The 16,404-nt window shown below is 74.4% G+C and carries 4 protein-coding genes (1 of these 4 running past the window's edge); all 4 read left to right on the forward strand.

The window, feature by feature from the left end:
* Window positions 1–1,470: the 3' end of a type I polyketide synthase gene (locus tag LP52_RS27935; protein ID WP_052809724.1), read on the forward strand. Its footprint begins 11,391 nt before the window's first position; only the last 1,470 of its 12,861 coding nucleotides appear in the window; the start codon falls outside the window, past its left edge; the stop codon is at window positions 1,468–1,470.
* Complete coding sequence (locus LP52_RS11205) at window positions 1,467–6,179, forward strand: type I polyketide synthase (protein ID WP_040273076.1); 4,713 nt, start codon at window positions 1,467–1,469, stop codon at window positions 6,177–6,179. Before LP52_RS27935 ends, LP52_RS11205 begins: the two co-directional genes overlap by 4 nt.
* Window positions 6,166–11,052, forward strand: coding sequence for a type I polyketide synthase (locus LP52_RS11210; protein WP_040273078.1), 4,887 nt, complete (start codon window positions 6,166–6,168; stop codon window positions 11,050–11,052). The genes LP52_RS11205 and LP52_RS11210 overlap by 14 nt, the downstream gene beginning before the upstream one ends.
* Window positions 11,049–16,404: type I polyketide synthase (locus tag LP52_RS11215; protein WP_040273080.1), on the forward strand; the 5,356-nt coding region annotated here is incomplete at its 3' end. The genes LP52_RS11210 and LP52_RS11215, both read left to right, overlap by 4 nt.

Raw genomic sequence — 16,404 nt, forward strand, 5'->3', positions numbered from 1 at the left:
CCGGGCCGCCTGTGGCTGGTGACCCGCGATGCGGTGGCTGCCGGGCAGGTCGGCGGGCGCATCCGCCCGGACCAGGCCGCCGTATGGGGGATGGGACGCGTACTCGGGCTCGAACGGCCGGACCGCTTCGGGGGGCTCGTGGACCTCCCCGAGCAGGTCGAAGCCCCGATCGCCGATGCGTTCGCCGCTGTACTGGCCGGGCAGGACGACGAGGACCAGTTCGCCGTCCGCCCGGAGGGCGTGCTCGTGCCCCGCATCGTCCGCGCCCGGTTTCCCGGCGGCGACCGGGAGTGGCGAACGGGCGCAACGGCGCTGATCACCGGCGGAAGCGGCGGCATCGCCTCGCACGTCGCCGACTGGCTGGCCGACCGCGGCCCCGACCACGTCGTCCTGGCCAGCCGCAGCGGCGGCGAACCGCCCGCGGCCGAGCGGCTGCGCCGGCAGGGCATCCGAGTGACCGCCGCCGCCTGTGACACGGCCGACCCCGAGGCCCTGAGGCGGCTCGTCGCCGATGTCGAAGCCGACGGTCCGTCCGTGCGCTCGGTGTTCCACGCTGCCGGTACCGTCGCGTTCTCCCCGCTGGCGGAGACCGATCCGGCCGAGGTGGCCGAGGTCGCCGCCGGAAAGGTCGCCGGGGCGCGCACCCTGGACGCGGTCTTCGGCGAGCGCGAACTCGACGCGTTCGTGCTCTTCTCCTCGGTCGCGGGAGTGTGGGGCAGCGGCGGCCAGGGCGCCTACGCCGCGGCCAACGCCTTCCTGGACGGCCTCGCCCTCGACCGGCGCCGCCGCGGCCTCGCCGCGACCTCCCTGGCGTGGGGGCCCTGGGCGGGCGCCGGCATGAACAGCCGGGAAGGGGTCGAGGAGTACCTGGTCCGGCGCGGGCTGCGGCCGATGCCGCCCGGCACGGCCCTGGCCGCGCTCGAAGCGGCGCTTGCCGGGGCCGAGCCGTCCGTCGTGGTCGCCGACGTCGACTGGGACCGCTTCGCCGTGGGCTATGCCGCGGACCGAGTGCGGCCGCTGATCGCCGAGATGCGTCCCGCTGACCCCGGCACGGCCGGCGGCGGCGCCGACAGCGACGGGAAACCCGCAGCGAGCACGGCCGAGCGGTTGCGGGACCTGCCCGCCGCCGAGCGGGACCGCGAGCTGCTGTCCCTCGTGCGCCGCCAGACGGCGGCCGTCCTGGGCCACCCCTCGGCCGATGCCGTCGCGCCGGCCAGAGCATTCCACGACGCCGGCTTCGACTCGCTGATGGCCGTCGAACTGCGCACCCGGATCAGCGACGAGACCGGCCTGCCGGTAAGCGCGATGGCGGTCTTCGACTACCCGGATCCGCAGGCGCTCGCCGGCCACCTCGCCGACCTGGTGGCAGGAGGGTCCGGCGCCTCCGAGCCGCCCGTCCAACAGCGCCTGGAGACGTCGACCGCCGACGAGCTCTTCGACTTCATCGACCACGAGCTGGGGTTCTCATGAGCGACGAGAAGCTGCTGGCCTACCTCAGAAAGGTGACCGGCGAACTGCACGAAGCCCGGCGGAAGCTGAAGGAGACCGCAGCATCGCCCGACGACCCGATCGCGGTGGTGGCGGCGAGCTGCCGCTTCCCCGGCGGCGTCGCCGGCCCTGAAGACCTCTGGGACCTGCTGGAGGGCGAGCGGGACGCCGTCTCCCGCTTCCCCGAGAACCGCGGCTGGCCCGCCGACCTGTTCTCGGCCGAGCCCGACGCCCCCGGAAAGGCCTCCACGGACCGCGGCGGGTTCCTGCACGACCCGGCCGGCTTCGACGCCGACGCCTTCGGAATCTCCCCCCGTGAGGCGACCGCCATGGACCCCCAGCAGCGCATCATGCTCGAACTCGCCTGGGAGGCGTTCGAACGGGCCGGAATCGCGCCCTCATCAGTGCGCGGCACACCCGCCGGCGTGTTCGTCGGCGGATGCTCGTTCCAGTACGAGGGCGACTACATCGACGCCCCCGAGGAACTGGGCGGCCACCTCCTCACCGGAAACGTCACCAGTGTGCTCTCGGGCCGCATCAGCTACGCGTTCGGACTGGAGGGCCCGGCCGTCACGCTGGACACCGGATGCTCGTCCGCGCTTGTCGCCATGCACCTGGCCGCGCGTTCACTGCGGCAGGGCGAGTGCTCCCTCGCGCTGGCCGGAGGCGTCGCGGTCATGTCCACGCCCGGGGTGTTCGTCGAGTTCAGTCGGCAGCGCGGGCTCGCGCCCGACGGCCGCTGCAAGTCGTTCGCGGCCGCCGCCGACGGCACCGGATGGAGCGAGGGCGGCGGATTCGTCCTGCTGGAGCGCCTCTCCGACGCCGAGGCGGCCGGCCATCCGGTCCTCGCGCTGGTCCGGGGCACCGCCACCAACCAGGACGGGGCGAGCAACGGGCTGACCGCGCCCAACGGCCGCGCCCAGCGGCGGGTGATCCACCGAGCCGTGGAGGACGCCGGAGTGTCCCCCGACTCCGTGGACGTCGTAGAGGGCCACGGGACGGGGACCCCTTTGGGCGACCCGATCGAGGTCAACGCGCTCATGGAGACCTACGGCCGGGAGCGGCCCGCGAACCGGCCGCTGCGGCTGGGATCGGTGAAGTCCAACATCGGCCACACCCAGGCCGCCGCCGGCGTCGCCGGCGTGATCAAGACCCTGCTCTGCCTGGAGCGAGAGAAGCTGCCCAGGACTCTGCACGTCGACGCCCCCACACCGGAGGTCGACTGGAGCGAGGGCGGCGTGGCGCTGCTGAGCGAATCCGTCGCCTGGCCGCGTGGCGACCGGGTGCGGCGGGCCGGCGTCTCGGGCTTCGGCATCAGCGGCACCAACGCCCATGTGATCTTGGAAGAGGCTCCTCTGCCGGACACGGTGCCCGACGAAAGCACCGGCGACGCCGAGGACGCAGGCGATGCCGGGGACACACCGGGAGTCCCGCTTCCGTGGGTGCTGTCGGCCCGCAGCGAACAGGCGCTGCGGGGCCAGGCGGCACGGCTGTACGACCACGCCGCCGCGAGCGACGACTCCGTCCGCAGCATCGGATCCCTTCTGGCGACCACGCGCTCGTCGTTCGAGCACCGGGCCGTCGTCGTCGGCGCCGATCGCCGCGAGCTCCTGGAGGGGCTGGATCCGCTGCGTTCCGGCGGCTCGGCGCCGGCAGCCGCGACCGGTACCGCACAGACCCCGGCGGAGCCCGTCTTCGTCTTCCCCGGACAAGGCTCGCAGTGGCCCGCAATGGCGCGCGACCTGTTCGAATCCTCGCCGGTGTTCCGCAGGCGCGTCCAGGAGTGCGCCGACGCCCTCGCCGACCATGTGGAGCGGTCGCCGATCGACGTCCTGCGCGCGGCTCCCGGCGGCCCCCCGGACGACCGCGTCGACGTGGTCCAGCCGGCGCTGTTCTCGGTGATGGTCGGTCTCGCCGCGGTATGGCGCTCCTACGGCGTCGAACCGGCGGCCGTGATCGGGCACTCGCAGGGGGAGATCGCTGCCGCCTGCGTCGCCGGAGCCCTGTCGCTGGAGGACGCAGCGCGCGTGGTGGGGATCCGCTCCCGAGCCCTGCTGTCGCTCTCGGGCACCGGGGGGATGCTGTCGCTTGGCCTGCCGGCCGAGGAGGCCCGCGACCTGGTGGACCGATGGGAGGACCGGCTCTGCCTGGCCGCGGTGAACAGCCCCTACGACACCGTGGTCTCCGGCGATCCCGAGGCGCTCGGCGAGCTGCAGGCGGCCGCCGCCGCGCGGGGGGCGCGCGCCCGGATGGTGGCGGTCGATTACGCCTCCCACTCGCCCCATGTCGAGCGCATCCGCGAACCGCTCCTGCGCGACCTGGCGGGAATCCGACCCGCCGACTGCGATGTGTCCTTCTTCTCGACGGTGACGGGCGACCGGTTCGACACGGCGGATGCGGACGGGGGCTACTGGTTCCGCAATCTGCGCGAGCCGGTACGCCTGGACGCGGCCGCCCAGGCGGCTCACCGGAGCGGACTCGCGACGTTCATCGAGGTCAGCCCGCACCCGGTGCTCACCCTTCCGCTGCAGCAGGCTCTGCCCGAGGCCGACGTCCTCGGCACGCTCCGCCGGGACGAGCCCGGCCCCCGGCGGTTCCTGCTGTCACTCGGCGAGGCCTACGCCGCGGGGGCGGACGTGGACTGGTCGGCCGCGTTCGGGGAGACGGCGGGCAGGCGGGGCTCGCTGCCCACCTACGCCTTCCACCGGCGCAGCTACTGGCTACCGCCGCGCCGGGCGGCGGCTGCGGAGGCGCCCGACCGCATCGGGTCGTGGACCTACCGGCCCTCGTGGAGGGCGGTATCGGAGTCCGGGGAACCGGCCCGGGGCCTGTGGCTGCTGCTCACCGCTCCCGAGGCGGACGCGGAGCCGGTCGCGTCGGCCCTGGTCCGGTCGGGAGCCGACGCGCTCCGCGTGGAGGTGGAACCCGCGCCGGACCGGGGCGCCCTCGCCGAGCGGCTGCGCGTGGCCGCGGACGGCCGCGAGGTCGCGGGGGTGCTGTCCCTGCTGGCGGACGCCGACGCCGGCGGCGACGGCGGCCTGGACCGGGGCTCCGTACCCGACGCTGTCCTGGGCACGGTCACCGCATACCAGGCGCTGGGCGACGCCGGAATCGAGTCTCCCCTGTGGTGCGTGACGCGCGCGGCCTTCTCTGTGGGGGCCGGCGACCCCCCGCCCCGCCCCGGGCAGACGATGATCTGGGGTCTGGGCGCCTCACTCGAGGCCGAGCGGCCCGAACGCCCGGTCGGGCTGCTGGATCTGGCCGCCGACGCCGGGCCGCGCGAACTGGACCGTATGGCCGCGACGGTGCCCCGGACGAGCGAGCGGCGGTGCGCCGTGCGTCCGGAGGGCGGGTTCGTCCGCCGCCTGGTGCGCGCCCCCCTGACAGCCGCCGAGGCGCAGATCACCGAGGGGACGGTGCTGATCACCGGAGGGCTCGGAGGACTCGGCGGCCGACTGGCCCGCCGCCTCGTCCGGGGCGGGGCCCGCCGCCTCTTGCTGCTCGGCCGCCGGGGCATGGACACGCCCGGCGCCGACGCGCTGTGCGAGGAGCTGACCGGGCTCGGCGCCACGGTGGCGGTGCGTGCGTGCGACGCAGCGGACCGCTCGGCGCTGGCCGAGGTGATCGGGGAGATCCCCGAGGAGCATCCCCTGACCGCTGTCGTCCACGCCGCGGGGGTCCTCGGCGACGCTCCCGCCGACCGGCTCGGCCCGGACGCGCTTCATCCGGTGCTGTCCGCCAAAGCGGCGTCGGCCTGGAACCTCCACGAGCTCACCCGCGACTCGCCGATCGCGGCCTTCGTGCTGTTCTCCTCGGTAGGAGCCGTCCTCGGCTCCGCAGGCCAGGCGAACTATGCGGCCGCGAGCGCCTTCCTGGACGGCCTCGCCGCGCACCGCAGGGCCCGCGGACTGCCCGCCACCTCCATCGGGTGGACGGTCCTGCAGGGCTCGGGAATGCTCGGCCCCGACGCCGAGCGGTGGTTCAGCGCACGCGGCGCGGCCCCGCTCGAACCGGACGCGGCGTTCGAGGCCCTGGGCCGGGCGGTCGCAACGGGCGAAGCCCACGTGGTGGTCGGCGACATCGAGTGGGGGCCGTTCACCGCCCCGGACGGCATCGCCGCGCCGGGGCCGCTGCTCGACGAGATCCCCGAGGCCGCCCGAACGGGCGCCGAAGAAGGCGCCCAGCAGCGACGGGAACTGCCCGCGGACCGGGACGAGGCCGTGGGCCGCCTGCGTGAGCTCGTGGCGGAGCAGGTCGCCGCAGCCCTCGGCCACGAGCACGGGGCGGCGGTACCCGCGAACCGGCCGCTTCGGGAACTGGGCCTGGACTCGGTGACGTCGGTCGCGCTGCGCAACCGCCTCGGCTCCGCCTGCGGTGTGCGCCTCCCGGTCACCCTCGCCTTCGACCACCCCTCGGTCGCCGCGATCGCCGACTACCTCTACGGCGAACTGGCGCCGGACACCTCCTCCGACGCCGCAGCCGAACTCGAACGGCTGGAGAGCCTCCTGGCCTCCGGGGGCGAGCTGCGGAGCGCCCTACTGGAACGGCTCCGCTCGACGCTGTGGAGATGGGACCGCGCCGATCCCGCCGCGAGCGGTGTCGACCGCGCCGGCGACCTGAGCGAGGCGACCGACGACGAGATGTTCGCGATGCTCGACAACGAACTGGGAACCGCGCATGACAGCCAATGAGAACAGGCTTCGGGAGTACCTGAAGCAGACCGCCGCGGAGCTGCGGTCCGCCCGGGCGCGGCTGCGCGAGTTCGAGGAGCGCAGCCACGAGCCGATCGCGATCGTCTCGGCGGCCTGCCGGTTTCCGGGCGGCGTGCGGTCGGCGAACGAGCTGTGGCGGATCGTCGAGGCCGGGCGCGACGTCGTCGGCCCGTTCCCCGCCGATCGGGGCTGGGACACCGCCTCCCTGTACGACCCCGACGGCGGGCGCCCCGGCACGACCTACGTCCGCGAAGGCGGATTCCTGGAGGACGTGGCGCTGTTCGACGCCGGCTTCTTCGACATCTCGCCGCGGGAGGCGACGTCGATGGATCCGCAGCAGCGGATCTTCCTCGAGACCTGCTGGGAGGCGTTCGAACAGGCCAGGATCGTCCCCGCGACGCTGCGCGGCACCTCCACGGGCGTTTACCTGGGCGCGACCGACCACGACTACGGCCGCGGGATCGCCCGGGTGCCCGAGCGGCTGCGCGGCAGCCTGCTGATCGGCCGCTCGGGTGCGGTCTCCGCCGGACGCGTCTCCTACGTCCTCGGGCTGGAGGGTCCGGCGGTCACCGTCGACACCATGTGCTCCTCGTCGCTGGTCGCCCTGCACCTGGCGGCCGAGTCGCTGCGGCGCGACGAATGCACGATGGCGCTGGCCGGCGGAACCACGGTCATGTCCACGCCCGAGGGTTTCATCGAGTTCAGCGCCCAGCAGGCACTCTCCCCCGACGGGCGCTGCCGCTCCTTCGGCGCCGGCGCCGAAGGCACCGGATGGTGCGAAGGCGCCGGCGTCGCGCTTCTCGAACGGCTCAGCGACGCGCGCCGCAACGGCCACCCCGTGCTGGCCGTGCTGCGGGGGAGCGCCGTCAACCAGGACGGGGCGAGCAACGGGCTGACCGCGCCCAACGGCCGCGCCCAGCGCCAGGTGATCAAGCAGGCGCTGAGCAACGCCAGGGTCGCCCCCGAGGAGGTGGACCTGGTCGAGGCGCACGGAACGGGGACGCCGCTGGGCGACCCCGTGGAAGCCCACGCCCTGATCGCCACCTACGGGCACGGGCGCGAAGACCGGCAGCCGCTGCGGCTGGGGTCGCTCAAGTCCAATCTCGGCCACGCCGCATCGGCGGCCGGAATCGGCGGTGTCATCAAGACGGTGATGGCACTGCAGAACCGCGTCCTGCCGCGGACCCTGTACGCCGACCCTCCTTCCTCCGCAATCGACTGGTCGGCGGGAAGCGTGGCACTGCTGACGGAGAACCTGCCGTGGGAGCACAACGGGCACCCCCGCCGGGCGGGGGTCTCCGCGTTCGGCGCGAGCGGCACCAACGCCCACGTGGTTCTGGAGGAGGCACCGCCGTCCGAGGAGCCGGCCCCGGCTTCCGCCGGCGTGCGGAGCGGCGGCGCCGGCGTCCTCGGCGCGGAGGCCCCGGTCACGTGGCTGCTGTCGGCCCGCAGCGAAGCCGCCTTGCGCGGCCAGGCCCGCCGGCTGGCCGATCACGCGGTACGGGCGCAGGACACCCGCCCCGCCGACATCGCGTGGTCGCTGATGCGCACGCGGACGACCTCCTTCGAGCACCGCGCCGCTGTCACCGGCGCCGACCGCGACGAGCTCCTCGCCGGCCTCGAAGAGCTGGCGACCGGCTCCCAGGGGCAGGGCCTCGTCTGCGGGCGCGTGCTAGGGGACCCGGGGCGGCCCGTGTTCGTCTTCCCCGGCCAGGGAGCGCAGTGGCCCGGCATGGCACGGAGCCTGGCGGAGAGCTCGCCGGTCTTCGCGGCCGCGCTCGACGATTGCGCGGAGGCGTTCGAGCCTCTGGTCGACTGGCCGGTCCCGGATGTTCTGCGCAGCGGGGGCGACCGGCCCTCGGAGCTGGACACGGACCGGGTCGACGTGGTCCAGCCCGCCCTGTTCGCCGTCATGGTGGCCCTGGCCCGGACGTGGCGGGCCTGCGGTGTCGAGCCGGCGGCCGTGGTCGGCCACTCCCAGGGGGAGATCGCGGCGGCCCACGTCGCCGGAGCGCTGTCGCTGGAGGACGCGGCGCGCGTGGTGGCGCGGCGCAGCAGGCGCATCCGGGAGATCGCCGGCGGCGGAGGCATGCTTTCGGTGGCACTGCCGCAGGACCGCATGGCCGAGCTGCTGGCGCAGTGGCCGGGCCTGTCGCTGGCGGCGGTGAACGGCGCCCGTTCGGTCGTGGTCTCCGGTGACGAGGACGGCCTCGAAGGACTGGCCGCGGAGTTGGACGGCGGCGACGTGCGCACGCGGCGCATCCCCGTCGACTACGCGTCGCACTCCCGCCACGTGGAGCGGATCCGCGACGGGATCGTGTCCGACCTCGGCGGCATCGCTCCGCGCCAGGCGGCGGTGCCGCTCTACTCGACGGTCACCGGCGAGATCGCCGACACCCGGGAGATGGACGCCGAGTACTGGTACCGCAACCTTCGCGGCACTGTACAGCTGGACGCCTCCGTGCGCGCCCTTGAGAGGGACGGCCGCACGGCCTTCCTCGAGGTCAGCCCGCACCCCGTCGTGCTTCCCGCGATCGAGGAGACCCTGGACGGGATCGGCGCCGGGCGCACCGTCGCCTGCGGCACCCTGCGCCGCGACGAGGGCGGCCTGCGCCGGTTCCTGGAGTCGGCCGCGCACCTGTACACGCACGGAGTCCGGGTGGACTGGGAAGCGGTCCTCGCCGATCTCGGCGGTGCCGTCACCGACCTGCCGACCTACTCTTTCCAGGGGCAGCGCTACTGGATGGAGTCCGACGACTCCGACGACTCCGACCGGTCCGCGCTCCCGCGGGGCGCGGACGCGGGCGGCGACGACGAGTTCTGGGAGGCGGTGAGCGCGGCCGATCCGCACACGCTCGCCGAGACCCTCGGCGTCGATCCCGACGAGTCCTTCAGCGCGGCCGTGCCCGCACTCGTCCGTTGGCGCGAACGCCACCGCAGCCGTACGGCCGCCGACGCCTGGCGCTACCACGAGGACTGGACCCCGCTGCAGGAAGCCGTCGATCCCCGGCTGGGCGGACGGTGGCTGCTGCTCGACCGCGAACGTCCGCAGGGACACGAACAGCGGGATCGGATCGCCGAGCAGCTGCGGCGGCACGGAGCCCGGGTCGACACGGAGGTCTTGGACGACGCGGCGGTGGAGCGTGAGGCGCTGAGCGCCCGGTTCCGCGACGCGGCGGGAGCGGGCGTAGCGGGGATCGTCTCGCTGCTCGCCCTGGACGGCGGCGAGCAGCCCGGCCACCCCGGGCTGCCGCGTGCGCTCGCCTCCGTGTTCACCTGCATCCAGGCCTTCGCCGACGCCGATATCGACGCCCGGCTGTGGGTCGCGACGTGCGGCGCGGTGGCCGTCGGCGACTCCGAACACGTCCGCCACGCCGATCAGGCCGCGGTGTGGGGCCTGGGCCGGGTGGCGGCGCTGGAGCTGCCCGAGCGTTGGGGCGGCCTCCTCGACCTGCCGACCGGACCGGAGGCCGAGGCACACGGCCGCCGACTGGTCGGCGCGCTGCTCGACGGGGCCGAGGACCAGGTCGCGATCCGGACCGCGGCCGCTTACGGCAGACGGCTGCGGCCCACCGAGCCCGCCCGGAAGGACCCGCCGCACTGGCGGCCGCGTGGTACGGCTCTGCTGACCGGCGGCATGGGCGGGATCGGAGCCCAGGTCGCGCGGTGGCTGGCCCGGCTGGGCGCGCCCCGCCTGGTGCTCACCTCGCGGCGCGGTGCGGACTCGCCCGGAGCCGAGGAGCTCGCCGCCGAACTCCGCGCGATCGGCGCGGATGTCGAGCTCGCCGCCTGCGACGCCGGCGACCCGGCGGGGCTCGCTGCGATCAAGAAGCGGGCCGCGGAGTCGGGGCATCCCGTCCGCACGGTGATGCACATGGCCGGCGCCGGTGTGCTCCGCGGCCTAGCCGACACCGATCTGCAAGAGTACTCCGAGACCGCCTACGCCAAGGTCGCCGGCGCCGATGCGCTGGACGAGCTTTTCAGCGAGCCGGACGAGCTCGACGAGTTCGTGCTGTTCTCGTCGATCTCTGCGGCGTGGGGCAGCGGCGACCACGGCGCCTACGCCTCGGCCAACGCCTACCTGGACGGGCTCGCCGACCGGCGCAGGGGGCGCGGCCTGCCGGCCCGATCGGTCGTGTGGGGGATCTGGGCGCCCCGCGACGGCGCCGGCATGGCGGCCGACCTGGCCGAGGACCAGCTGCGCAGCCGCGGCATCCCGTTCATGGATCCGCAGACCGCGCTCGAAGGCTTCCACCGCTTGCTCGACGGCGACGGCACGGTGGAGGTCCTCGCCGATGTGGACTGGGAGCGCTTCGCGCCCGTGTTCACGATGGCACGGCCGAGCCCTCTGCTGGAGACGGTGCCCGCGGCACAGGCCGCTCTGCGTCGCGACAGGGAGCAGAGCGGCGAGGGCGCCGAGGACTCCCTCGCTGAGCGCCTGGCGGCGATGCGCCCAGTGGACCGGACCCGCACTCTCGGCGACCTGGTGCGGTCCCAGATCGCCGCGGTCCTGCAGTATCCGGGACCCGAGGACGTGGACCCGGACCGGGCCCTGCGCGAGCTCGGTTTCGACTCGCTGACAGCGGTCGACCTGCGGAACCGGCTCGGTGCCGCCACCGGTCTGCGGTTGCCGGTCACCGTCGTCTTCGACCATCCCGACGCGGCTGCCCTGGCGGCGCACATCGGCGGGCTGCTGATTCCGGACGAGGCCGGAGCCGATCACCGCGACGAGCGCGGCGGCGGGCACCGGGCACCGGTGCCGCAGGCGGAACCGGACGAGATCGCCGACATGGACACCGACGCGCTGGTCCGAATGGCGCTGCGGAGCGAGACAGAGCAAGGGGAAGCATGAGCGAGGGTAACGATCAGCTCGTCGAGGCGCTTCGCGCCTCCGTACGGGAGAACGAACGGCTCAAGCAGGCCGAGCACGAACCGGTCGCGATCGTCTCCATGAGCTGTCGCTGCCCGGGGGGCGTGTCCTCTCCGGAGGAGCTGTGGAAGCTGGTGGCCGAGGAGCGCGACGCCGTCGGCCCTCTGCCCACGGACCGGGGCTGGGACCTGGACCGCCTCTACGACCCCGACCCCGACAACCAGGGCACCTTCTACGTGTCCGAAGGCGGTTTCCTCGACGACGCCGCCCGGTTCGACCCCGACTTCTTCGGGATCGCCCCGCGCGAGGCCGAGGCCATGGACCCCCAGCAGAGGCTGCTGCTGGAGACCTCGTGGGAGCTCTTCGAACGCGCCGGCCTCCTTCCGCAGGCCCTCAAGGCCACCGCGACCGGCGTCTTCCTCGGTGCTGCGTGGCAGGGATACGGGGAGGGGTGGCGCAACCCGCCCGAGGGCCTGCAGGGTCACCTGGTGACCGGGATGTCCACCAGCGTGATCTCCGGACGCATCGCCTACACGCTGGGCCTGGAAGGGCCGGCGATCACCCTGGACACCGGATGCTCGTCGTCGTTCGTCGCGCTTCACCTCGCGATGCAGTCCCTGCGCCGGCGGGAGTGCTCGCTCGCCGTCGTCGGCGGCGCCGCCGTGATGTCCGCGCCCATCTCGCTGGTCGGTTTCAGCCGCCACCGGGCGCTGGCCTCCGACGGCAGGTGCAAGGCGTTCTCCGCCCGGGCCGACGGAATGGGGCTCGGCGAAGGCGCCGGAACCCTCCTGCTTGAGCGCCTCTCCGACGCCCGCCGCAACGGCCACCCGGTCCTGGCGGTCGTGGCGGGAAGCGCGATCAACCAGGACGGCGCGAGCAACGGCATGGCGGCTCCCAACGGCACGGCCCAGCAGCAGGTCATCCGCCAGGCGCTGGACAACGCCCGCCTCGAGCCCGGCGACGTGGACACGGTCGAGGCGCACGGCACCGGGACGTCCCTCGGCGACCCCATCGAGGCCGAGGCGCTGCTGGCGACATACGGCCGGGAGCGCTCGCCCGAGAATCCGCTGTGGATCGGTTCGCTGAAGTCGAACATCGGACACGCCCAGGCGGCGGCGGGCGTGCTGAGCATCATCAAGACGGTCGAGGCCGTGCGGCACGGCCGCTACCCCAGGACGCTGCACGTCGACGAGCCGTCCCCGCACGTGGACTGGTGGTCGGGCGCTGTGGCCCCCCTGCGTGAGGCGCGGCCGTGGCCGGGCGCGGACGGGCCGCGCACCGCAGGGATCTCCTCCTTCGGCGTCAGCGGCACCAACGCCCACGTCATCCTGAGCGAAACGCCTCCCGCCGAAGAACCGGCGGCCGAGGAGCCGCGACAGATCCCCGCGGCCGTGCCCTGGCTGCTGTCCGCCCGCACCGAGGAGGCCCTGCGCCGGCAGGCCGCGGGGCTGCGGGAGCGGATCTCGGCCCATGACGTCCCCGAACCGCTGGACATCGCCTACTCCCTCGCGACGGCGCGGACGGCCTTCGAGCACCGTGCCGCGGTGGTCGGCGGCGGGCTGGAGGACCTGCGGGGCGGTCTCGACGCGATCGCCGAGGGTCGCTCGGACGGCGAGGTCGTCCGCGGAACCGCGCGCCGCGGCCGCGACCGGCGGATCGTGTTCATGTTCCCCGGCCAGGGCGCCCAATGGGCGGGTATGGCCCGGCGGCTGCTCGAGGACTCCGCGGATTTCGCCGACCGGATGGCCGAGTGCGACCGCGCCCTCACTCCCTTCACCGGCTGGTCCCTGCTGGAGCTGCTGGCCGACGACGACGCCGGGTGGATGGAGCGCGTCGACCAGGTCCAACCCGTCCTGTTCGCGGTCATGGTGTCGCTGGCCGGCATGTGGCGCGCCGCGGGCGTCGAGCCGGACGCCGTCATCGGGCACAGCCAGGGCGAGATCGCCGCGGCGTGCGTAGGGGGGATCCTCTCCCTCGACGACGCCGCGCGCGTGGTCGCCTTGCGCAGCAGGTCGCTGACCCGCATCGCCGGCGGAGGCGGGATGCTGTCGGTTGCGCTGGCCCCGGAGCGGGTTCGCGCGCTGCTGCGCGAGCGCCCCGGGCTCTCGCTCGCGGCCGCCAACGGCGCCGAGTCCACGGTGGTCTCCGGAGCAGGGGCGGATCTGGATCTCCTCGCCCGCGAGCTGGAGGACTCCGGCACCCGGACCCGGCGGATCCCGGTCGACTACGCCTCGCACTCGGCCGATGTCGAGCTGCTCCGCGACGAGCTGCTCGAAGCGCTGGGGCCGATCGTCCACCGCGACGGAGAGGTCCCCTTCTACTCCACCGTCACCGGCGGCCTGATGGAGATGTCGCAGGCGGGGGCGGAGTACTGGTACCGCAATCTGCGCCGGACGGTGGAGCTGGAGAGCGTCACCCGCCTGCTCGCCGAGGCCGGGCACGACGTGTTCCTCGAGATCAGCCCGCACCCGGTGCTGACGCCCGCGGTGGCCGAGACGCTGTCCGACGCCGAGCGCATCGACTCGGCCGTGGTGGGCGGCACTCTGCGCCGCGACGACGGCGGGCTCGACCGGTTCCTGCGCTCGGCGTGCGAGCTGCACGTCAGCGGGGTCGCGGTGGACTGGGAACGGCTGCTGCCGGGAGGCCGCACCGTCGACCTGCCCACCTATCCCTTCCAGCGGCGCCGCTACTGGATGGACGCTCCGCCGCCGGGGACCGCGGCGCTGTCTGGAGCCGGCCAGTGGCGCTACCAGGTCGCCTGGCGAGTGCTGGACGAGGCGTCGGCCCCCGAGCTCCAGGGCGACTGGATCGTCGCCGTCCCCGCGGGATGGGGCGGCTCGCCCGCCGTGGCCGAGGTCCTCGACGCCGTCAACGCGCATGGAGGGCGGGCCGTCCCCATCGAATTGGACGCGGCCGTGGACGACCGCGCCTCGATCGCGGAGCGCCTGCGCACACGGGAGGCGCCCGCGGGCGTGCTGTCCCTGCTGGCCCTCGCCCAGGAGCCGGTGTCGCCGTCCGGGCGCAGCGCGGGGATGACCCTGAACACGGCGCTGCTGCAGGCCTTGGGCGACACCGGCGGCCAGGTGCCCCTGTGGGCGGCCACGCGCGGTGCGGTGGCCGTGCACCCCGGCGATTCGCTGACCTCGCCGGACCAGGCCGCTACCTGGGGTATGGGCAGGATCGCGGCGATCGAGCATCCGCAGTTCTGGGCGGGCCTGGTGGACCTCCCCGAGCGCATGGACACCGCCGCGGGGCGCCGCCTGGCGGCGGTGCTCACCGGCGAGAGCGGTGAGCCCGAGGTCGCGGTCCGCGGATCCGGCACGTTCGTGCGAAGGCTCACGCCGGCCCCCGACGCGACCGCGGAGTGGAGGCCCGGGGGAACGGTCCTCGTCACCGGCGGCACCGGAGCGCTCGGCGGCCATGTGGCCCGGTGGCTCGCCCGCAACGGCGCCGGGCACATCGTCCTCGCGGGGCGCCGGGGCATGGCGGCGCCCGGAGCCGAGGAGCTGCGCAGCGAGCTGGTCGGACTCGGCGCCGAAGCGACGGTCGTCGCCTGCGACGCCGCCGACCGCGAGTCCCTCTCCGAGGTGCTGGAGGGCCTGGCGGACCTCGACGCCGTCGTGCACGCGGCCGGGGTCCTCGAGGACGGCCTGCTCGACACCCTCACCGGCGAGCGGTGCGACGCGGTGTTCCGCCCCAAGGTCGCCGCGGCGCGGAACCTGCACGAGCTCACCCTGGACCGGGACCTCTCGGCGTTCGTCCTCTTCTCCTCCTTCGCCGGCACGCTGGGCGGTCCCGGCCAGGGCGGGTACGCGGCGGCGAACGCCTATCTCGATGCGCTCGCCCGCCATCGGCGGGACGCCGGCATGCCGGCGACCTCGATCGCGTGGGGGGCCTGGGACGGCGGCGGCCTGGTGGACGAGGAGACGGCCGCGCGGCTGCGCCGTACCGGCATGCCGGCCATGCCCCCCGAGCAGGCCGTCGCCGCGATGGGCCGGGCCGTCGGCAGCCGCGATACCAGTGTGGCGGTCGCCGACGTGGACTGGGCACTGCTGGCCTCGTCCTCGCCGCTGACAGCCGGCAGCCCGGTCGTCGCAGAGATCCCGGCGATCAGGGAGTGGCGGACCCCCGCGCAGCAGGACCGTCCGGAGCCCTCCGGCGGGAAGTGGGCGCAACTGCGCGGAGTGGAGCGCCGGCAGGCGCTGACCGAGCTCGTCACCGCCGAGGTCGCGGCGTCGCTAGGCCACGGCGCCGAGACGCTCGCTGCGGACCGGGCGTTCCGCGAACTCGGGTTCGACTCCCTGACAGCGGTCGATCTGCGCAACCGGCTGGCGGCGGCCACGGGCGTAAGCCTCGCGGTGACGCTCGTCTTCGACTACCCGACCATCGAAGAGCTGGTCGGGCACATCTCCGAGGTACTGCCCGGAGACAGCAGCTCCGCGGAGGAGGAGTCGGCACCGGCGCCCCCGGCGTCGGCGGTGGAACCGGAGGAAGACCCGATCGCCATCGTGGCGATGAGCTGCCGGATGCCCGGCGGTGTGAGCACGCCCGAGGACCTGTGGCGGCTGCTCGATGCGGGCGGGGACGCTGTCGGCCCGTTTCCCGAAGACCGCGGCTGGGACCTGGACGGCCTCTACGACCCCGACCCCGACACTCCGGGTACCTACTACGTCCGGGGCGGGGGCTTCCTGCACGACGCCGCCGACTTCGATGCCGGGTTCTTCGGGCTCTCCCCGCGCGAGGCCCTGACGACCGATCCGCAGCAGCGGCTGCTGCTGGAGGCCTCCTGGGAGGCGTTCGAGCGGGCGGGCCTGGATCCGCGCACCCTCAAGGGCACCAGGACCGGCGTCTACGTGGGCGCGAGCTACAACGACTACGGGACTCGGATCGGTCACCCCAGCGAGCACGAAGGCCATCTGGCCCTGGGCAGTGCGGGCAGTGTGGCCTCCGGCCGGGTGTCCTACACCTTCGGGCTGGAGGGCCCGGCGATGACGGTGGACACGGCGTGCTCGTCGTCGCTGGTGGCGCTGCACCTGGCGGTTCAGGCGCTGCGGCGCGGCGAGTGCACGATGGCGCTCGCCGGCGGCGTGGTCGTGATGTCCTCGATGGACACCTTCGTGGAATGGAGCAGGCAGCGCGCGATGGCGCCGGACGGCCGGTGCAAGGCGTTCTCGGCGAACGCCGACGGGGCGGGATGGGCTGAAGGCGTCGGTCTGGTCCTGCTGGAGCCGCTCTCGCGGGCGCGTCGGCTGGGCCACCGGGTGCTGGGCCTGGTGCGGGGTTCCGCGGTCAACCAGGACGGCGCAAGCAACGGTCTGACCGCGCCGAACGGGC

It is taken from the genome of Streptomonospora alba, assembly GCF_000826685.1.
GTDB lineage: Bacteria > Actinomycetota > Actinomycetes > Streptosporangiales > Streptosporangiaceae > Streptomonospora > Streptomonospora alba.